9 protein-coding genes are annotated in these 21,312 nt (G+C 74.5%); all 9 read right to left on the bottom strand.

Features of this window, described 5'->3' with window-relative positions; all coding sequences use genetic code 11:
• Position 1: 1 nt before the first annotated feature.
• A complete protein-coding gene (locus tag F4559_RS12005; RefSeq protein ID WP_184668435.1) occupies positions 2-4,297 on the bottom strand; it encodes a non-ribosomal peptide synthetase in 4,296 nt (1,431 codons plus the stop codon).
• A complete protein-coding gene (locus F4559_RS12010) occupies positions 4,294-5,592 on the bottom strand; it encodes an MFS transporter (protein WP_312865603.1) in 1,299 nt (432 codons plus the stop codon). The genes F4559_RS12005 and F4559_RS12010 overlap by 4 nt, the downstream gene beginning before the upstream one ends.
• Complete coding sequence (locus tag F4559_RS12015; RefSeq protein WP_184668436.1) at positions 5,589-8,744, bottom strand: non-ribosomal peptide synthetase; 3,156 nt, start codon at positions 8,742-8,744, stop codon at positions 5,589-5,591. Before F4559_RS12015 ends, F4559_RS12010 begins: the two co-directional genes overlap by 4 nt.
• Before the next feature lie 3 nt (positions 8,745-8,747).
• On the bottom strand, positions 8,748-9,416 hold the full coding sequence (locus tag F4559_RS12020) for a DUF6875 domain-containing protein (protein ID WP_184668437.1): 669 nt from the start codon (positions 9,414-9,416) through the stop codon (positions 8,748-8,750).
• Positions 9,416-10,747: an FAD-dependent oxidoreductase gene (locus tag F4559_RS12025; protein WP_312865604.1), complete on the bottom strand. Its 1,332-nt coding sequence runs from the start codon at positions 10,745-10,747 to the stop codon at positions 9,416-9,418. The genes F4559_RS12020 and F4559_RS12025 overlap by 1 nt, the downstream gene beginning before the upstream one ends.
• Positions 10,744-13,788: a non-ribosomal peptide synthetase gene (locus F4559_RS12030; protein WP_221447207.1), complete on the bottom strand. Its 3,045-nt coding sequence runs from the start codon at positions 13,786-13,788 to the stop codon at positions 10,744-10,746. Before F4559_RS12030 ends, F4559_RS12025 begins: the two co-directional genes overlap by 4 nt.
• A complete protein-coding gene (locus tag F4559_RS12035) occupies positions 13,785-19,847 on the bottom strand; it encodes a non-ribosomal peptide synthetase (protein ID WP_184668438.1) in 6,063 nt (2,020 codons plus the stop codon). Before F4559_RS12035 ends, F4559_RS12030 begins: the two co-directional genes overlap by 4 nt.
• 115 nt (positions 19,848-19,962) lie before the next feature.
• Complete coding sequence (locus F4559_RS12040; RefSeq protein WP_184668440.1) at positions 19,963-20,166, bottom strand: MbtH family protein; 204 nt, start codon at positions 20,164-20,166, stop codon at positions 19,963-19,965.
• A gap of 213 nt (positions 20,167-20,379) precedes the next feature.
• Positions 20,380-21,291: a TIGR03564 family F420-dependent LLM class oxidoreductase gene (locus F4559_RS12045; protein WP_184668442.1), complete on the bottom strand. Its 912-nt coding sequence runs from the start codon at positions 21,289-21,291 to the stop codon at positions 20,380-20,382.
• Positions 21,292-21,312: the final 21 nt, after the last annotated feature.

A 21,312-nucleotide genomic window follows, 5' to 3' on the forward strand; every position in this document is an offset into this window, starting at 1 on the left:
GTCAAACCCTCTCCGGCATGGCTCCGGCGGTGATCAGGTGGTCTACGTGGCGGCCCAGCATCTCCGCGTCGGCCGGGGGGAACTCGACGCCGTGGGCCGCCGCCGCGGTGAACGTCCGGGTGCAGTCGAACACCGGGTGCGCCCGGCGGCGGCCGGACAGGCCGTACGCCAACGGGCCGAACGCGGTCTCCGGGTGGTCGAGCATCAACGTCCGCCACTGTTCGAACGGCAGGACGCGGGTGGGGTAGCCGCGCTCGGTCAGCACCCCGCCCAGGTCGGCGTAGGTGAAGCCGTCCGACCGGTAGTAGTGGTAGTCCGTCGCGACGGAGTCCAGGGACAGCGCCGCCACCGCCGCGCCGACCCGGTCCACGGGCAGCATGTCCAGCACGTCGCCCGAGTCCGGCACCGCGCCCAGTTGCGCGCACGCCGCGATCTGCCGGCTCAGGTACGACGCGGTCTGCGCCCGGCCCGTCCGCACGTCGCCGCCGATCGCGGCGATGCGGTGGATCGACACCGGCACGCCCCGGTCGCGCGCGAGCACGGCCATCCGGTCGGCCACCCACTTCGTGGTGTTGTAGCCGGTGTCCAGGCCGGTCGGGTCGTCGCACCGCACCGCCTCGGTGACCGGCCGCCGGTCGTACGCGGTGCCGAGGAACACGCCCAGGGTCGACGTGAGGTGCAACGGCTTGGTGCGGTGCCGGGTGACCAGGCGCAGGATGTCGATCGTGCTGCCCACGTGCGACGGCATCATCCACCGGTACGTCAGCACGAAGTTCATCACCGCGCCGTTGTGGTAGACGGCGTCCATCGACCGGGCCAGGAGGTCGAATTCGTCCTCGGTCAACCCCATCAGCGGACGCGACAGGTCGCCCACCACGGGCACGATCCGCGCCAGGTGCCCGGCCGGCACGTCCACCCCGGCCCGCCGGAAGTTCGCCACGATCCGGTCCAGCGCCAGGTCGGGCGTCTCGGCGCGGACCAGGCAGTGCACCTCGTACGACGACCGCGCGAGCAGTTCCGACAGCAGGTAGGCGCCCAGGAACCCGGTCGAGCCGGTGAGGAACACCCGGGACACCGCGTCCACGGTCGTCGCGGCGGGCACGATGTCGGCCGGCGGTTCGGCGTCCGCGTGCATCTGCTCGGCCGTCGGCAACCCGCTGCGGAACGTGTACGTGTCGTCGTGCGCCCGCTCGACGACCTCGGCCAGTTCGGCGAGGTCCGCGGTGGCGAACAACGCCCGCAGCGGCACGGTCACCCCCAGCAGCGACCGCACCCGGCCGAGCACGGCCGCCGCCACCAGCGAATGCCCGCCCAGCCCGAAGAACGTGTCCCGACGCCCCACGACCGGCACGCCGAGCACCTCGGACCAGACCTCGGCCAGGACCCGTTCGACGTCCGTGCGCGGCGCCTCGTACTCGACGCCCGGCGTGGGATCGGGCAGCGCGGCGAAGTCCACCTTGCCGTGCCGGGTCAACGGCAGTCCGTCCAGCACCACCACGGCGCCGGGCAGCATCGCCGCCGGCAGGCGGTCCGCGCAGAACGCCCGCACCCCGGCCGGGTCGACCGCGCCGACCACGTACCCGACGAGCACGTCACCGCGCACGGTCACCGCCGCTTCGGTCACGTCCGGGTGTGCCAGCAGCGCGGCCCGCACCTCGCCCGGTTCGATCCGGTGCCCGCGCAGCTTGACCTGGTCGTCCACCCGGCCGAGGAATTCGAGGTTCCCGTCCGGCAGCGACCGGACCAGGTCGCCGGTCCGGTACACGCGACCACCCGGCACGACGGGGTCGGGCAGGTACGCCGCCGCCGTGCGCGCCGGATCGTCCCGGTAGCCCCACGCCGGTGCCACGCCGCCGACGTGGAGCTGGCCGGGGACGCCGAGCGGGACGGGCCGCAGGCGGGCGTCGAGCACGTAGGCCCGCACGCCGGGCAGCGGTCGCCCGATCGGCAGGGTCGCCGATCGACTGTCCACTTCGGACGCTTCGACGGTGGTGAACGTCGTGGCGCACACCGTCGTCTCGGTCGGCCCGTAGTGGTTCACCAGCCGTACCCGGCCGCCGGTGATCCGGGCGAACGCCGCGACGGTGGCCACCGGCACGGCCTCGCCGCCGAACATGACCAGTCCGAGTGGACCGGTGGACACGTCGACCACGCCGTCCAGGTCGGCCACCCACCGCTTGAGCAGCGCCGCCGGCGCGTCGACGGCCGTGATCCCGTGGTCCGCGCACAGGCGCAGCAGGCCGGGGCCGTCGATCGCGGCGGGTTCCGGGTGCACGACGATCGCCGCGCCCACGCTCCACGCCGGGAACACGTCGCCCACGGACGCGTCGAAGCTCAGCGGCGGGATCATCAGGATGCGGTGCCCCGCGGCGAATCCGTGCACCGCCACGAAGGAGTCCGTCAGGTGGGCCAGGCTCGCGTGCCCCACTTCGACGCCCTTAGGCGTGCCGGTCGACCCGGACGTGTGGATCACGTAGGCCAGGTCGCCACGTGTCACCTCGAAACCTTCGGCCTCGCCTGACCACGACGTGAGCACGACACCCCCGTACGGCCCCAGGTCGACCTCGGCGGGGGCGAGCACGACCGGTGCCCCGCAGGACTCCAGCAGCCCGGCGAGGCGGGCCGGCGGGTGTGCCGGGTCGAGCGGCACGTAAGCGCCGCCCGCCTTGAGCACGCCGAGCAGTCCGCTCAGCCCTTCGACACCGGCCCGTGCCGCCAGCCCCACCGGCACGGACGGTCCGACGCCGTGCGAGCGCAGCAGGTTCGCGACGTGGTCGGCCCGCCGGTCGAGTTCGGCGAACGTGATCTCCGCGCCGGAACCGAGGTCCAGCACGGCGGTGGTGTCCGGGTGGTTCGCGACGGCCGCCGCGATCCGGGTGAGGACGTCGTCGACCGGGGCGACCGGCACGCCGTGCAGGGCCTCGGCGGCGGCGTGGTCGGCCGGGGGAGTGGTGTCCAGTGTGGACAGTCGGGCCGCCGGGTCGCGGACCAGTGCCGACAGCGTGACCAGCACCTGGTCGGCGAGTCGGGCCGCGGTGTCGGGCGAGAACAGGTCCGTGCGGTAGTCCAGGTCCACCGGCCAGTCGCCGTCGGTCTCCCGCACGTGCAGGGTCAGGTCGAACCGGCTGGTCCCGCGCGTGACCGGCAGCGTCGTGGCGGGCAGTCCCGCCCACGTGCCGCCGCCCGAGCCCCGGTTGAGCACGAGCATCACCTGGAACAGCGGGTGGTGGGCGGGGTCGCGGCGGGGCGCCACCCGGGCGGTCACCTCGTCGAAGCTCACCCCGGCGTGGTCCAGTGCCTCGACGGCGGTGGTCCGCGTGCGGGCCAGCAGTTCCGCCACGGTCGGGTCGCCGGACAGGTCCACGCGCAACGCCGTCGTCGTCACGAACATGCCCACGGCGCGTTCCAACGCCGGGAACGGCCGGTCGGTCGTCGGCGAGCCGATCACCACGTCGTCCGTGCCCGACCGCCGCGACAACACCACCGCGAACGCGGCCAGCAGCCCGGCGAACGTCGTCGCGCCCTGCTCCCGCGTCACCTCGGTCAGCCGCGCGGCGAGCGCGGCGGGCACGGTGAACCGGTGGCTGTCGCCCGCGATCGACCGGTGCGGCGTGCGCGGCCGGTCGCCCGCCAGGTCCAGCACGGGGGGCGCGTCGGCCAGCCGGGACGCCCAGTGGTCGAGCATCCGCGCGCGGTCGCCCTCGGCCAGCCGACCGGCCTGCCAGTGCACGAAGTCGGGGAACTGGCCGACCGGCGCGAACGACGTCCCGCCCTGGTAGGCCGCGCCGATCTCCTCCGCGACGACGGCCAGCGACACGTCGTCGCACACGATGTGGTGCGCGCTGAGCACGACGGCGGTCACGTCATCGGAACGGAACACCCGCACCCGGAACAGCGGTGCCGCACCCAGGTCGAACGGGGTGTCCACTTCGGACCGGACCGCGTCGTCGAGCGACTCGACGTCCGTGCACGTCACCGAAGCCGTCGCAGGGACGATCTCCTGCGCCGGCACGCCGTCCACCTCGACGACCCGCGTGCGCAGCGCCTCGTGCCGGTCGACCACGACCGCCACGGCGTCGCGCAGCCGTTCGACGTCGAGCGTGCCGGTCACGCGGATCGCCGCGTACATCACGTAGGCGCCGGAGTCGTCGCCGAGCTGCCCGGCCAGCCACAGGCCGCGCTGGTTGCCCGACAGCGGCACGTCCGCACCCCCGGGCCGCCGCGGCAGCCCGGCCGACCGCAGCCCTTGGCGGGCCATCAACTTCGCCAGCAGGCGCTCGCGCTGGTCGTCGGTCACGATGCGGTCCTTTCCAGGGGGGACGCGGCGTCGGGCAGGTCGTCGACGGCGCGCAGTCGCGGGCGCGACCACGCGACGGCGGCCAGGGCGAGCATCAGCACGCCGACCACCAGGAACACCAGGGCGATGCCGCGACCGGGCCCGGTGCCGATCAGCGCGCCGACGGTGCCCGCGAGCGCGCCGTCGCCGGTCATCAGCGGTTCGGCGATGCCGTCCGACAGCGGCCCGATCAGCAGGTAGGCGACGGGCATGGCGGCCGTGCTCAACGTCCGCACCCCGGCCAGTACGCGCCCGAGCACGGCCGGGTCGACCTTCGTCTGCACCAGCGTCACGCAGCACGTGTTCATCAGCGGCAACGTCGCGAGGAACGCGGGCGCCACGAACCCGATCAGCCACGGCGAGGGCGCCAGGCTGTGCAGCACGAGGAAGACGCCGCCGAGCCCGAGCCCGAGGTAGATGCCGTGCACGCGCCGTTTCGGCCCGCCCCACGCGCCCATCGCCAGGCCGCCCAGGAACAGACCGCTGCCGCCGGCCGCCATCAGCACGCCCAGCGTCGCCGGTGTCGCGAACGACAGGATCAGCGGCTGCACCAGCCCACCCGCCACGGCGAACAGGAAGTTCCACACCCCGAACACCGCGCACAGCGCGAGCAGGCCCGGCGCCGACCGCAGCCACCGCAGTCCGGCGCCGACACCCCGGTCCCGGCCCGCCGCGCCGGCCGGTCGCACGGCCTCCTCGGGCAGCCGGGCCAGCAGCAGCGACCCGACCGCGAACACCATCGACACCACGTCGATCAGCAGCACGCCGCGCAGCCCCACCAGGCCCAGCAGCGCGCCCGCGACCAGCGGTGCCGCGATCTGCACACCTTGCGTGAGCTGCATCAGCCCGTTGACGCGCCCCAACTGGTCCTTGGGCACCAGCGCGGGCACCAGGGCGCTGTAGGCGATGACGTGGAACGAGTTCAACGTCGCGGTCAGCGCGGCGGCCAGGTAGATCTGCCACGTCGCCAACGAGTCCAGGCTCACGGCCGTGAACAGCAGCGACGTCACCAGCCCGGCGCCGCCGTCGGCCACCAGCATGATCACCCGGCGGTCGACGCGGTCGGCCAGTACCCCGGCCCACGGCGCGAGCAGGATGCCCGGCAGGATCGCGCAGAACTGGATCAGCGCGAACTTCGTCACCGAGCCGGTCTCCAGGTAGACCCACACGCCGAGCACGAACGTGCTCAGCGCCGAGCCGATCACCGACACCAACTGACCCGCCCACACGACGGCGAAACGGCGCAGTCCGGTCACGCGTCCTCCTCCAGCAACGCCGCGATCTCCTCGTCGGACAGGCCCGCGAGCCGCACGCGCAGCTCGGCGACGGCCGCGACCTGGCCCGGCTCGTCCTCCAGTTCCCGCACCGCGGTCGCCAGCCCGGCGACCGTCGGCGCGGCGAACAACCGGCCGATCGGCACCGACACCGAGAACGCGCCGTGCACCCGGGCCAACGCCTTCGCGGCCAGCAGCGAGTGCCCGCCCAGTGCGAAGAAGTCGTCGTGCACACCCAGCTCGGTCACGCCCAGCACCTCGCGCCAGATCTCCGCGACCACCTCCTCGACCGGCTCGCGCGGTGCCACGCGGTCGACGTGCGAGGTCCACGACGGTTCGGGCAGGGCTTTGCGGTCGACCTTGCCGTTGGGCGTCAAGGGCAACGCGTCGAGCACCACGGCCGTCGCGGGCAGCATGTAGTCCGGCAACCGTTCGGCCAGCGCGGTCCGGGCCCGCGGCCAGGTGTCGGTGCCGACCAGGTAGGCCACGAGCCGCTCGTCGCGCGCCACCACGACCGCCTCGCGCACGTAGTCGAGGTCACGCAGCGCGGCCTCGATCTCGCCGAGTTCGATCCGGAACCCGCGCACCTTCACCTGGTGGTCGGCCCGGCCGAGGAACTCCAGCGTGCCGTCGCCGCGCTGGCGCACCAGGTCGCCGGTGGCGTACAGGCGGCCGGGCGTGGCCGCGAACGGGTCGGGCACGAACCGGGACGCGGTCAGCTCCGGGCGGCCCCGGTAGCCGACCGCCACGCCGGCGCCGCCGATGTACAGCTCGCCGACGACACCGGGCGGCACGGGTTCCATGCGCGCGTCCAGCACGTAGAGCCGGGTGTTGCCGATCGGCGGCCCGATCACGACCGGCGCGGGGGAGGGTTCGACCGGACCGGCGGCCGACCAGACCGTGGTCTCGGTCGGCCCGTACACGTTCCACAGCAGCGCGGAGTCGGTGATCAGCTCGTCGGCCAGGTCGCGGGGCAGCGCCTCGCCGCCGCACACCCGCGTGGTCACCGTCTCCGGCACGCCGCCCGCCGCCAGCAGCAGCCGCCACGTGGCGGGCGTCGCCTGGAGCATGGTCACCCCGCGCGTGGTCAGCAGGTCCCGCAACGCGGGGCCGTCGCCCGCGTCCGGTACGACCAGCACCTCGGCGCCGGACACCAGCGGCAGCAGCAGTTCGAGCACGGAGATGTCGAACGACAGCGTGGTCACGGCCGCCAGCCGGTCGCCGGGCGCGGGCGCCAGCAGGTCGCGGAACGACACCAGCAGGTTCACCACGGCCCGGTGCGGCACCTCGACGCCCTTGGGCCGCCCGGTGGACCCGGACGTGTAGATCACGTAGGCCAGGTCGCCCGGCACGACCTCCGTCAGCGGCTCCGCGTCGTCGGTCGGCGCGGCCACCCGGCCGGTGAACCCGAACGTGTCGCCGTCGGTGATCAGCAGGTCGGCGCCGGAGTCGGCCAGCATCAGCGCCAGCCGGTCGGCCGGCCACGACGGGTCCAGCGGCAGGTAGGCCGCGCCCGCGCGCCACACGCCCAGCACGGCCGCGACCAGGTCGGGCGTGCGGGGCAGGCACAGCGCGACCAGTCGGCTGCCGCGCACCAGGCCGGCGATCCGGGCCGCCCGCGCGTCCAGTTCCCGGTAGGTCAGCGCGCCGTCGACGCCGGACACGGCCACCGCGTCCGGGTCGCCCGAGATCAGGTCCAGGGCGGACGCGGCCTCGGGCAGCGCGAGGTCGGTGGCGTTCCAGCCTTCGAGGACCTCCCACCGCCGCACGCCGCTGAGCGCGTCCAGGTCGCCGATCCGCCGGTGCGGCTCCCGCGCGGCGGCCGTGAGCAGCGCGACGAACCGGTCGGTGAACTCCACGACCGTGGCCTCGTCGAACAGGTCCGTGCTGTACTCGACGCCCAGGGCCAGGCCGCCCGCGCGGTACTCGGCGGCGATCGTGAGGTCGAACTTCGACACGCCGGGGTCGGGCGCGAGGCCGGTGATCTCCAGTCCGGGCAGGGAGATCGTGGTCGGCGGCGTGTTCTGGAGGATGAGCTGGGCCTGGTGCAGCGGCGCGTGGCCGAGTGCGCGGTGCGGGCTCAGGTGCTCCACCACCCGGTCGAACGGCAGGTCGGCGTGCGCCAGACCCTCCACAGTGGACTCACGGACGCGGCCGAGCAGCTCGGCGAACGTCGGGTCGCCGCCCACGTGCGCGCGCAACGCCAACGAGTTCACGAAGAACCCGACCAGGTGCTCCAGGTCCGGGTGCGCGCGACCGGCGACCGGCGTGCCGACCACCACGTCGTCCTGACCCGCCAACCGGCCCAGCCGCGCGGCGAAACCGGCCAGCAGCACCATGAACAGCGTGGCGCCGTGCGCCCGGCCGACCTCCTCCCACGCCGACAGCGTCTCGGGCGGCACGGTCGCCGTGTACAGCGCGCCCCGGTAGGTCGCCACCGCCGGGCGCGGCCGGTCCGTGGGCAGGGTGAGCAGCTCCGGCGCGCCGGCCAGGTGGTCGGCCCAGTACGCGAGGTGGTCCTGCGCGTGCGCGGTGACCTGGTCGCGTTGCCACACCGCGAAGTCCGGGTAGCCCAGCCGCAGCGGCGGCAGCGCCTCGCCCCGGCCCGCGTACGCCTCGCCCAGGTCGTGCAGCAGCACGGCCAGCGACCACGCGTCGGAGACGATGTGGTGCAGGGTCAGCACCAGCACGTGGTCGTCCTCGGCGAACCGGCCCAGGTCCGCCACGAACAGCGGCCCCCGGTGCAGGTCGAACCCGACCGCGCCGCGTTCGTCCGCGAACCGCTGCGCCCGCGCGTCCCGGTCGTCGGCCGGCAGGTCGACCAGGTTCAGCGTCGCGGCGCCGGTGGGCGCCACGAGCTGGACCGGTTCGCCGCCCGAGTCCGGGAACGTCGTGCGCAACGCCGCGTGCCGCCGCACCAGCAGGTCCAGCGCGGACCGCAGCGCGTCGACGTCGAGCGGGCCGCGCAGCCGGACCGCGATCGGCACGTTGTACACGGCCGTGCCCGGTGCGAACCGGTCGAGGAACCACAGCCGCTGCTGGCCGAACGACAGCGGGTACGGGGTGGGCGTGGACGCGCGGGCACGCAGCCGTTCGGCGAGCAGCGCCCGCTTGCGTGCGGCTGGGTCGGTCATGGGTCAGCTCCCGGACGTGGCGAGGCGGTCGGCGGCGGCGCTCACGTCGCCGCGCAGGTGGCCCGGCACCCGGTCGCCGAAGCGCTGGAGGTAGGCGGCCACGGTCGCGTCGTCGTCGCGCAGGAACGGGAAGTCGGTCGGGACCATGTGCCGGACCGCGAGCAGCGGCACCGGGCTGCGCAGCGGCCGGAACGCCGGGTTCCACAGGCCCGCCTTGTCGGGGGGACCGGGGTGGAACTCGCCGATCATCAGCCCCTGCTGGGTGTAGTCGGGCTTGAGCAGCTCCTGGGTGCGGTCGACCACGGTGTGGTCGGCCAGGTCCGGGAACAGCACCAGGATCGTCTTGAACTGCGCGGCCGGGCCCGCGGTGGGCGCCAGGTCGACGAACCAGTCCCGGTAGTGCAGCAGCAGCTCGGCCAGCTCGTCGGGACCGTGCGGCACACCGGGGTGCACCGAGATCCAGAACAGCCCGCGCTGCAACGAGGTGTCGGTGAACGGGCACACCGCGCCGCGCCGCCCCAGCTCGGGGTGCGGTCCGACGAGGTACTCGCCCGCCCAGTCGAACACCGCGCGCAACGCGGGACCGTAGGCCGCCACCCCGTCGGGCAACGGACCGCGGAAATCGGCCGTCTCCACGAGCGGGTGGGTCGCGCCTGTCGGGTGGAACAGCATCAACTCACCTTCCTTCCGGCTCGGGACCGGTGTGCCAGCCCCGCGAGGACCGCGCCGGTGAGCGCGGCGGTGACACCGCCCAACAGGCGGTCCTGGCGCCGGACCCGGGCCAGTGCCTCGCCGTACGGAGTGGTGGTATGGGAAACCAGGGTGTAGAGCGGGACCCACGCGCGTGGGAACCACCTGTGCAGCAACAGATCGGCCTTGCGCCGGGCCAGGAACAGCGGCGAGCGCACGCGGTCGCGAAGCTCGACGAAGTTGCGTTTGGACAGTTCCGCCAGCACGTCGGTGTGCGGACGGCGGAAGCGCTCGAACGCCGCCAACGCGGCGGGCAGGTCGTCGGGGTGCGCGGCCAGGCAGCGGTCCAGGACCGAGCAGTCCTCGAACGCGGCGTTCATGCCCTGCCCGTAGAACGGGTACACCGCGTGGGCCGCGTCGCCGAGCAGGACCGTGCCGCGCCCGTCGTCGGTGGCCGTGTGCCACGGCGACGCGCGGATCGTGACCAGGCTCGCGGGCGGGTGGTCCAGGAACTGCTCCACCACGTCCGGGATGAGCGCGGGCACGTCCGGGAACCGGTCCGCGAAGAACGCGCGCACCCGCTCGGGCGTGTCCAGACCCGCGAACCCGGCCGGGCCCTCGAACGGCAGGAAGATCGTCGCGGTGAGCGTGCCGTCCGCGTTGGGGTGGGCCACGATCAGCCCGTCGTCGCCCGGCCACACGTGCAGGGCATAGGGGTCGGTACGCGGCTTTCCGCCGTCGTCCAACGGGATGAGCAGCTCCCGGTAGCCCCACTCCAGGTATTCCTGGTGCAGGTCCATCCGCAGCCCGCGGGCGAGCTGCGCGCGCACCGCGGAGAACGCGCCGTCCGCGCCCACGACCAGGTCGGCCGCGTGCTCCTCGCCGGCGATCACCGAGGGGACGGTGCGGTCGACGGCCGTGACCCGGTGCCCCCAGCGGAAGTCGACGCCCAGCCGTTCGGCCTCGTCGATCAGCGCCACGTTGAGGTCGTGCCGCAGCACCGAGTGCAGCACCTGGTCCTCTTCGGTGCCGTAGGGCTGGAAGCGCAGCGTGCCGTCCGGTGCGTGCACGACCCGACCGCGCATCGGCACGGTCGCCGGCTTGAGCCGGTCGAGCAGGCCGACCTCGCGCAACGCCACGATGCCGCGCTGGGACAGGCCGAGGTTGATCGACCGGCCCTCCTCGCGCACGCCCGGCGTGCGCGGGTCGCCCCGCCGTTCGAGCACCCGGACGGCGAAGCCCCGCCGGGCCAGGTACACCGACATCAGCGAGCCGGACAGCCCGGCGCCGACCACGACCGCCGTGCGGCTCACAGGACGTCCTCGCCGTCGGACAGGGTGCCCAGGAGCCGGTCGATCTCGGCGTCGGACAGGTCGTCGAGCTGGTCCAGCAGCGGCACCGGTCCCCGGGCCAGGTGGTCGTCGGCGCCCCGGACCGCGACGCTCAGACCGGCGATCGTGGGCGCGGCGAACAGCGCGGCCAACGGCACCTGCGCGGACAGGGTGGTGCGGACCCGGGCCAGCATCTGGGTCGCGGTCAGCGAGTGTCCGCCCAGCGCGAAGAAGTTGTCGTGCACGCCCAGCGGCACGTCCTCCGGGATGCTCAGCACCGCGCGCCAGATCACGGCCATGCTCGCCTCGGTCTCGTCGCGCGGCTCGACCCGGTCCGCCGACGCGGTGTGCCACGTCGGCTCGGGCAGCGCGGACCGGTCGACCTTGCCGGTGCCCGTGCGCGGGACGGACTCCAGGTCCACCACCGACGCCGGGAGCATGTACTCGGGCAGGTGCGCGGCCAGGTGCTCGCGCACGTCGGCCGGCGCGGCCGGGACGACGTAGGCGACCAGTCGCACGTCGGAGGCGTTCGCCGACCACGCGACCACGACCGCGTCGGCCACGTCCGGGTGCGCCCGGAGCACGGCCTCGACCTCGCCCGGCTCGATCCGGTAGCCGCGGATCTTGAGCTGCCGGTCGGCGCGGCCCAGGAACTCCAACCCGCCGTCCACCCGCCGCCGGACCAGGTCGCCCGTGGCGTACAGGCGCCCGCCGGTGCCGAAGGGGTCGGGCACGAACTTCGCGGCGGTCAGGTCCGGACGCCCGTGGTAGCCGCGGGCCACGCCCGCGCCGCCGATGTGCAGTTCGCCGATCACGCCCGGCGGCACCGGCCGCAGCGCGCGGTCGAGCACGTGCAGCGTCGTGCCCGCGATCGCCGGCCCCAGCCGCACCGGGTGCGGTGCGCGGGCGACCACGCCGACCGCCGAGTACACGGTCGTCTCGGTCGGGCCGTAGCCGTCGATCACCGTCGCGCCGCCGGACTGGAGTTCGTCCGCGAGGTCGCGGGTCATGGCCTCGCCGCCGCTGATCCGCAGCCGCACCCGGTCGGGCACGCCGCCCGCCGCCACGACCATGCGCCAGCTCGCCGGGCCACCCTGTACGACGGTCGCGCCCGACTCGTCGATCCGGGCGCGCAGCAACGCGCCGTCGGCGACCTCGTCCGCGTCGAGCACGGTCAGCGGCACGCCGCGCAGCAGCGGCACGAACATCTCCACGGTCGACACGTCGAACGCGGGCGTGGTGATCGACGCGAGCAGGTCGTCGGACCCGAGGTCGAGGACGTCGTCCATGGCCGACAGCAACGCGCCCAGGCCGCCCTGCGTCACGCGGACGCCCTTGGGCGTGCCGGTCGACCCCGACGTGTAGAGGACATAGGCGAGCATGCCGGGGTGCTGCGGCACGGCCTGGGGCGGCGTGTCCGGAAACTCGTGCACGGCACGGGAATCGACCGTGGTCCACGGGCCGCCGACCGCCACCGAGCCGTCCGTGACCAGCACGGGCGTGCCCGCGTCGGTGGCCATCGAGGTCAACCGGTGCACCGGCCACGACGGGTCCAGCGGCAGGTAACCGGCACCGGCCTTCCACGCGGCCAGCACGCCGACCAGCGTGGCCGCGCCGCGGTCCAGGCACAGCGCCACGGGCTCGTCGGGCCGGGCGCCCGCCGCGAGCAGGGCGTGCGCCAGCCGGTTCGCGGCCCGGTCCAGCTCGCCGCAGGTCAGTTCGCCCGCGAGGGCGACCGCGTCCGGGTGGGCGGCCACCGCGTCGAGCACCAGTCCGGCGGCGGTGTCCGAAGTGGACCGGACGAGGGGGAGTTCGGCGACCGGGGTGTCCGCGTCGGCGTCGAGCACGGCCGTGAAAGCGTCGTGCAGGGCCACGACCGAGGCCCGGTCGAACAGCTCGGCGTCGTACTGCCAGCGCGCGAACCAGTCCTCGCCCGCGCGTTCCACGGTCAGCGACAGGTCGAACTTGGCGCCGCCGTTGTGCACGGGCTCGGGGCCGAACCGCACGTCGCCCGCGGTCCGGACGCCGGGGACCGGCTCGACCGCGAACAGCACCTGCACCAACGGCGAGTGCGCGAGCGAGCGCGGCACGTCGGCGAGTTCCACGATCCGCTCGAACGGCAGGTCCTGGTGCGCCACCGCGGCCACGGTCTCGCGCTCGGCCGCCGTGACCGCGTCGCGCACGGTCGTGTCCTCGTCGAAGGTCGCGCGCAGCGGCACCGTGTTGGCCACGAACCCGACCAGGCCCTCGGTCTCCGGCCTGGTCCGCGCGGCGACCGGCGTGGCCACCAGGAGGTCGGCCTGCCCGGTCACCCGGTGCAGCACGCAGCCGAACAGGGCGAGCAGCCGTGCGAACGAGCCGTCGCCGACCCGGATCCGGGCCCGCAACTCGGCGCCCCGACCCGTCGGCCGCTCGGGGCGCGGGCGGTCGGTGGGCAGCGCGAGCACGGTCGGCACGTCGCGCAGCCGTTCGCGCCAGTACCCGTCGTCGAAGCTCTGTTCCTGTTGCCACAGCGCGTAATCCGGGTAGCCGATGGGCGGCTCGGGCAGGTCCTCGCCCGCGTACCGGCGGGCCAGCTCGTCGAACAGCACCGCGCACGACCAGCCGTCGGCGATTGCGTGGTGCAGTACGAGCACCAGCACGTGCCGGTCCGCCGTGAGTCGCAGCAGCACCGCCCGGAACAGCGGCCCGGTCTCCAGGTCGAACGCGACCCGGACCTGGTCGCGCACCCGCGCCGCGACCTCGGTGGCGGCCACGTCGACGACCGGCAGCTCCACCGGGACGGTCGACGCCACGACCTGCTCGGGCACGCCGTCGGGCGCGACCAGCGTGGTGCGCAACGCCTCGTGCCGGTCCACGACGTCGGCGAGCGCGGACCGCAGCCGGTCGACGTCGAGCGGACCGTCGACCGCGACCCGCCAGCCGATGTTGTACACCGGGCTGCCCGGCAGCAGCTGGTCGAGCAGCCACAGCCGGCGCTGCCCCGACGACGCCGGGAATCTGAACACCTCGGGCACGCTCACCGTGCTCCCTCCTCGAAGTGGCGCCACCCGCGCCGGTCGACCGCGACGACCCGGAACTCGGCGGTGTGCCGGTTGCCCGCGGCGTCGGTCAGCCACAGGTGGTCCGGGTCGGGCAACATCTCGCCCACGGTCATGGGCGCGTCCGGCCGTTCCCGGTCGAGCGCGCGCACGGCGTGCGCGAACAGCTCCACCGAGGGCGGGCTCGCCAAGTCGACGTAGAACGGCTTGTGCTCCACCGGGCTCTTCACGAACACGTAGCGCGGCATGGCGTTGGCGATGCGCCACGCCTGCGCGTCCAGGAACCGGGTGGGCTCGTCCGGGCCGAACGCGAACCGCGCGTCGGCGGACTTGAGCCGCCACGTCTCGCGGGCCACCACGAGCCGGTCCAGGGACACGCGCGGGGTGTGCGCACCGGCGGGCAACAGGCGGAAGTGCTGCACGAGCTGGGCCATGATCTGCTCGTTGAGCAGCTCGACCAGGTCGTGGTCCACGCGGCCGGACCGGTCGCGCACGACGAGCCGGCCGCCGTCCTCGACGATGACGCACTCGCCGACCGGCACCGCGCCCAGCAGGTCCGGCCCGCACGCGTCGTGGCCGAACGCGATCCGCAGGTCCCGGGGCAGGACCAGGGCGTCGGCCAGGCGTTGCGGCGTGCCGCCCTCCTCGCGGGTGGTCGACAGCACGACCCGGGGTCCGCCCAGGTCTGCCGCCATGGAGTCGCGCAGTTGCACCGGGTCCGGGTGCTGCGACACGAACAGCGCCGCCCGCATGGTGTTGACGCCGGGGTGCACCTCGCCGAGCACCCAGTGGTAGTCCCCGGCGCGGACGGCGGCGGCGTCCTTCGCCGCGATCAACACGTCCGGGCTGTGCTGCACGGCGCCGCGCCAGCCCGGCCGGGCGGTCGCGAACGCCTTGCGCACCGCGTCCCGCACCTGGTCGACCTCGTAGTGGACACGGCTCTCGTCCGGGTCGTGCGCACCCAACGCGTCCGCCCACTTGCGTTGAAGGGCGGTGACAAGCCGGGCGATGAGCCGTTCGTCGAGCCGGAAGATGGTGTCGTTGGCCCACAGCCAGAAGTCGGCGAGCCGCACGGTCGGATCTCCGGTCGCCTCGACCCGGCGGCGGTAGACCTCGCGCAACGCCTTCCCGTACAGCGCCGCACCGGCGGCGGTGAACCAGCGCGCGGCCTCCAGCACCAGGTCCAGGCCGGGCGAGAGGGTGTCCAGCAGCGCGGGGGAGAGGGTGACGTCCAGGTCGCGGCGGCACTCCTCGTGCACCACGGTCCGCCCGGCGTAGAACAGGCCGGGCCGGCGGACGGCGGCCGTGCCGGTGATGGCGGTGAACTTCTCCTGGAGCGCGCCGATCGCGTGGACCAGGCGGTCCGGGTCGCCCACCGCGTCGGCCACCTCGCCCCGGCCGCGCTCGACCTCGTCGAGGGTCGCGGCGATCCGGTCGCGGACGGCCGGGTCGTCGATCCGCTCGACCTGGCGGCGCAGTTCGCGCTCGGGCACCAGCGCGCTCGGCGCGACCTCGAACGTCCACGCGATCCGCCGGGCCTTGCGCAGTCGGTCGAGCACCCCGAACACATCGTCCACATCGGACAGCCCGGCCGCGATGTCGACCGCCCGCCGGTGCCCGTCGCACGCGGCCAGCACGCGGGCCTCGGCGTCGTCCAGCACGACCGGCGCGGTCATCGGCACGTGCAGGACGTTGCCCACGACGTCCACGAACGGCATCCGGCGCGGCGCGGCCCACGGCCGGACCTCGTCGGTGGTCAGCACTTCGGCCAACTCCTGGACGGCCCAGTTCTCCAGGTACACGGTGCGCCGGTCGACCAGGCCGGCGCCGGGCACCGAGGTGAGCGCGGCCGGCGCGTCGTCCCGCACGTAGGCCCAGCCGACCGGGCCGAAGAAGCCGATGGTGTCGTTCTTCGCGCAGTACCGCTGGAGGTAGGCCACGACGGTGTGCTCCCACCGCCGGTAGTCGACGTTGCGCGCGGCGGCGGGGGAGGCGGCGCGCAGGGCGTCGACCGCGGTGACCAGCGCGCGCGGGTTCTGCCAGGCCACGGCCTCGCGGAACCGGGCGTCGCCGGCCACGCCGCGCAGGATCCCGGCGACCTCGACGCGGGCGTGCTCGAACCGCCCGGCGTAGTCGGCCTCGGCTTCGGCGACCCGCTCGGCCGCCCGCGCCGCGAGCGTCAACGCCGCCACCGCGTCGGCCGGACCGGCGACGAGTCCGCGGGCCTCGGCGAACCGGCCCTTGCGCACCAGGCGGCCGACCCGCCGGAGGGTGGCACGCTCGTCACCGCTCGCCGCGTCCTCCACGGCGCGCAACGCCCGGAACGCCGCCCACCGTGCTTCGCCGAGGGCTTCCCGTGCCGCGTGCACGTCGTCGGCGGCACGTGCGGCGGCGGGACTGCCCAACGCCACCAACGGCTCGATCCCGAACCCGGTACCCCGCAGCTCGACCCACCGCCACACCGCCCAGTCGCCGCCGGACGAGACGAGGTGGTCGGGCAGCCGGCCGACCATGTCCCGGTTGTGCCCGGTCGGGTCGGTGTGCCCGATCTGTGCCGCAGACCGTGTGTCGGAGCGGGCAGGGGACTGACCGGCGTCCGGGGCCGTGCGGCCCGGTGATGCCACTTCGGTGCTCGCGGTGGCAGTCGGCGGGATGCGGGTCGGAACCGGATCGCCCGCGCGCGCACCGGTCGCGGTGCCCGCCGCCGTCGGGTTCGGTGCCGTCACGCCGGTCTTGTCGGCGGCGGTCGGAAGCAGGTCGTCCGCGTTCAGGTCGATCACCCCCGCTCCGGCTTTCTTGTCGGTGGGTGCCGAATCGTCGGCAGTGCGGCTGGTCGGTGTCGTCGCGGGACCGGCTTCGGTCCTTTCGGCGACGGCCTGGGTCGGCGCCGCGCCGCCCGCGGACCCGAAGGCCGTGGCGGGCACCGGCGGGCGGGTGTGCGCGGTCGCCGGGCGGGTCTGGGCGGTGCCGCCGGGGCGGGTGTCGGCCGGTGCGCGCGTCGGCACGCGGTAGGACGAGCGGTCGCGGCGGGTGATCGGCGGGGTGGTCGTCGTGCCCGCGCGGTCGACCGCCTCGGCGCACGCGGCCAACGTGCGGGCCCGGTGCAGCTCGGCGATCGGCACCTCGACGCCGAACTCCTCGCGGACCCGGAACGCCAGCCGCACGGCCAGCAGCGAGTTGCCGCCGACGGCGAAGAAGTCGTCTTCCGCGTGCACCCGCCCGACGCCGAGCAGCATGCGCCACAACCCGGCCAGCCGGGTCTGCGTACCGGGCGCGGGCGCGGTGCCGGTCCGGACGTCCGTGCCACCGGCCGCCGGCAGCGCCGCGCGGTCGACCTTGCCGCTGCTGTTGAGCGGCAACGCGTCCAGCACCACGTACCGGGCCGGGCACAGGTAGGCGGGCAGGTGGTCGGCGGCGTGCTCGCGCAGCCCGTCCGCCGACCCGACCACGTACGCCACGAGGTGGCGCGTGTCGTCGTCGCCCGCCGGCACCACCGCGACCGCCGACACGCCCGCGTGCCGCCGCAGCACGGCCTCGACCTCGGCGGGTTCGACCAGGAACCCGCGCACCTTCACCTGCCGGTCGACCCGGCCGAGGAACTCCAGCACGCCGTCGGGCCGCCACCGCGCGCGGTCGCCCGTGCGGTACAGCCGCCGCCCGGCCGCGCCGAACGGGTCGGGTACGAACTTGGCCGCGGTCAGCGCGGGTTCGCCCTGGTAGCCCCGGGCCAGTCCGGCGCCGCCCGTGTACAGCTCGCCCGGCACGCCGACCGGCGCCGGGCGCATGTCGTCGTCGAGCACGTACGCCGTGGTCCGCTGGATCGGCGTGCCGATCGGCACGGTCGCGCCGACCTCGTCGGGCGAGGTCATCACGTGGCACGTGGTGAACGTGGTGTTCTCGGTCGGCCCGTAGCCGTTGACCACGGGCTTCCCGTCCCGTGCCGCCAACGCGGCCCGCACGGCGTCCGGCGCCAGCACGTCGCCGCCCGCCAGCAGGTGGTCGACGGACGTGAGCAGCGCCGGGTCGAGCTGGTGGAACAGCCCGGCGGTCAGCCACAGCACGGACACGTCGTGCTCGCGCAGCAGCGGGCCCAGCACGGCCGGGTCGGGCGGCCCCTCGGGCGCGGGCACCACGCGACCGCCGGTCAGCAGCGCGCCCCACACCTCCAGCGTGGTCAGGTCGAACGCGGTCGCGGACAGGTGCAGGAACGTCCGCCCCGGACCGAACGTCGCGAAGCTCGGGTCGCTCACCAGCCGCACCACGCCCCGGTGCGGCACGGCGACGCCCTTGGGCCGGCCGGTCGACCCCGACGTGTGGTTGACGTAGGCCAGGCCGTCCGGGTGCACGCGCACGTCCGGCGCGGTGTCCGGCAGTCGGTCGTCCACTTCGGACAGTAGGACGACGGTCGCGGGCAGGTCGAGCGGCCGGTCCGCCACCACGAGCGACGCGCCCGCCGCCCGCAACGCCGCCGCGTCGCGGGCCGCCGGGTTGCCCGGGTGCAGCGGCAGGTACGCGGCGCCCGCCTTGAGCACGGCGAGCAGCGTGACGACCAGGTCCGCGCCGCGCGGCAGGGCGACGCCCACCGGCCGGTCGGGACGGGCGCCGCGGGCCACCAGCAGGTGTGCCAGGCGGTTCGCGCGCCGGTCGAGTTCCGCGTAGGAGAGCCAGCCCGACGGCGTGAGCACCGCGTCCGCGTCGGGCCGCAGGCGGACCTGCTCGGCGAACAGGTCCGGGATCGTGGCGTCCGCCGGGTACGGCACGGCGGTGTCGTTCCACCCGGCCAGGTCCAGGCCGCGGGGTTCGCCGACCGCGCGCACGGGCCGGTCGGGGTCCCGTGCCAGACCGGTGAGCAGGTCGCGCACGTGCCCGAGCAGCACGTCCGGCGCCCAGTCCGGGAACCGCGCCGCGTCGTGGATCAGCCGCAGGCTCAACCGGGGTTCGGCGAACGCGTAGAGCGTCACCGCGTAGCCGGGCGTGCGCAGGATCTCGACGTGCCGGTCGGAGGGCGTGGTCGCCCGGTCCGCGAGCACGGTGTTGATCTCGCGGTGTTCGAACAGCACGAGGCTGCGCACCCGCCCGGCCTCGGGCACCGGGCCGAGCTGGTGGTCGCGGGCGGCGACGGACCGTGCCCGCACGGCACCCAGCCAGGTGCGGACGGAGGCGTCCCGGTCGACCGGCAGGCGCAGCGGCGTCGTGGCGATGAGCAGGCCGATCATGTCCGCCGCGCCCTCGACCGTGCCGTGCCGGGCCGCGCGGGTCACCGCGAACGCGGACTCGTCGTCGCCGGAGTGCGCGGCCAGCAGCAGGCTCCACGCGGCGAGCACGACCGTGTTGACGGTGACGCCGGTGGTCGCGGCGAGCGCACGCACCGACGTGGTTTCCTCGTCGGACAGCTCCAACGCGGCCGTGGCCATGCGGACCGGGCCGGACGCGGCGTGCTCCAACGGCAGCGGGCCGGTGTCGGGCAGGTCGGCGAGTTCCGTGCGCCAGAACCGTTCGTCGGCCTCGGTCGGGCGTGCCGCGTGCCACCGGGCGTAGTCGGCGAAGTCGGGGCGGTCCGGGAGGACCGCCGCCGGGCCGCCCAGCCGGGCCGCGTAGTCGTCGTCGATCTCGGCCAGCAGCATCGCCAGCGACCGGCCGTCGAGGATCGCGTGGTGGAACGTCACCACGACGACGCCGCCGGGCAGCGCGACGACCCGCAGTGCCGGACCGGACACCGGGTCGACGCCGCGTCGCCGGTCCTCGCGCAGGAACGCGGCCACGTCGGAGACCGTGTCGTCGTTGCCGACCGGCACGTCCGCCGCCGGGGTCAGGACCTGGTCGGCGCCGCCGTCCGGGCGCCACCGCAGCCGCGTGCGCAGCACCGGGTGCCGGTCGACCGCCGCGCGCCACGCCGCGAGGTAGGCGTCCCGGTCGTACTCCGCCGACCACCGCAGGACGCACTGGACGACATCCGTCCCGGCCTCCGGATCGCGCAGTCCGGCGGCCACCATGCCACTTTGCAGCGGCAGGGCCGGAACGCTTCCCGGTTCCGCGTGCACGACAGACCTCCCCGATTGTTGCGAGCATGCGCCGGTAGGCCGCGAAACAATTCACGGCCGGTTCACGGCAGGACGTCGACGCCCGGAAGATCGGGCGGGAAATAGATCGGCGGACTCAGCCGCCGTGGGCGCGCAGGTGTTCGCGGACGCTGCGCGGACGCGCGTCGGTCCACACGCGACCGATGTGCTCCAGGCACTCTTCCCTGGTACCGCGCGTGCCTTCGGCCCGCCAGCCCAGGGGGAGATCGCGGTCGGCGAACCAGACCGAGTACTGCTCCTCGTCGTTCAAGACGACCAGAAATTCCGGTGAATCCACCATGCTTCGGAGTCCTTCGCGGATCGCGGCGTATTGCCTGCGGGGCACGCTACGCGGCGGATGTCCGTTTTCGGAATCCACTGAACGGGGCAAGGGCGATATCGTTGTCGATGGCGGTCCATCCGGTCCGCTAATGGCTCGGCCGCGCACCGGCGGTGCGCGGCCGTCTGTTTCGACAAAGCTTATGGGTCTCGATAGGAATTCCGGATGGCGGGCTCAGTCCCGCAGTGAGCCGAGCAGGCGCCAGGTCCGTTCCTGGTCCCCGGGCCCGCCCAGGTTCGTGTTCGCCGCGACGACCTCGGTCGCGCCGGCCTCGAAGTAGCGGCGCACCTGGTCGGCGACGGTCTTCTCGTCGCCGATGACCGCCAGGTCCGCCGCGCGCTCGACGGCACCGAGTCCGAGCACCCGCTGGTAGGACGGGACGGTCTCGTAGAGCGCGAGGTCGGCGGCGGCACGTTCGCGCGCGCCCTCGACGTCGTCGGTCACCACGATCGGGACGAGCGCGATGACCCGTCGATCGGCGCCGCCCGAACCCGCGCGCAGGTCCGCGACGATCGTCTCCAGGGCCTTCGGGTTCGCGAGGTAGGGCTGGATGCCGTCGGACAGTTCGCCCGCCACCCGCACGGCCTTCGGTCCCATCACGGCCACGACCACCGACGGCGGCTCGGCGCCCGGCAAGGCCGCCGGGAAGGGCGTGCGCGCGACGACCGTCTCGCCCGCGAAGTCGACCGTGCCGGTCTTGAACAGCGTGTCGAACACCGTGAGGTACTCGCGCAGCCTCAACGCGGGACGTTCGTGCTTCACGCCGAACACGGGCTCGACGAAGTCCTTGGCGCCTAACGCGATGCCGAAGGTGAACCTGTTGTGCGTGGCGGCCTGCGCGGTCTGCGCCGCGGCGGCCAGCGGGAGCGGGTGGCGGCCGTAGATCGGGACCGCGCTGGTGCCCAGCCGCAGCTCCGGCACCCGCGTGCCGACGACGGCGGCGAGGGCGATGGCGTCGTAGTGGAAGATCTGGGCGAACCAGCCGGACTCGAGGCCGGCGTCCGCCGCCAGGCGGGCCTGCGCCACGACGTCGTCGACGTAGTTCGTGCTGTCGGGTCCCGCACCGAGGACCGTGCCGATGGTCATGATCGCGGTAACCGGCCGGTG

It is taken from the genome of Saccharothrix violaceirubra, from assembly GCF_014203755.1.
Lineage (GTDB): Bacteria > Actinomycetota > Actinomycetes > Mycobacteriales > Pseudonocardiaceae > Actinosynnema > Actinosynnema violaceirubrum.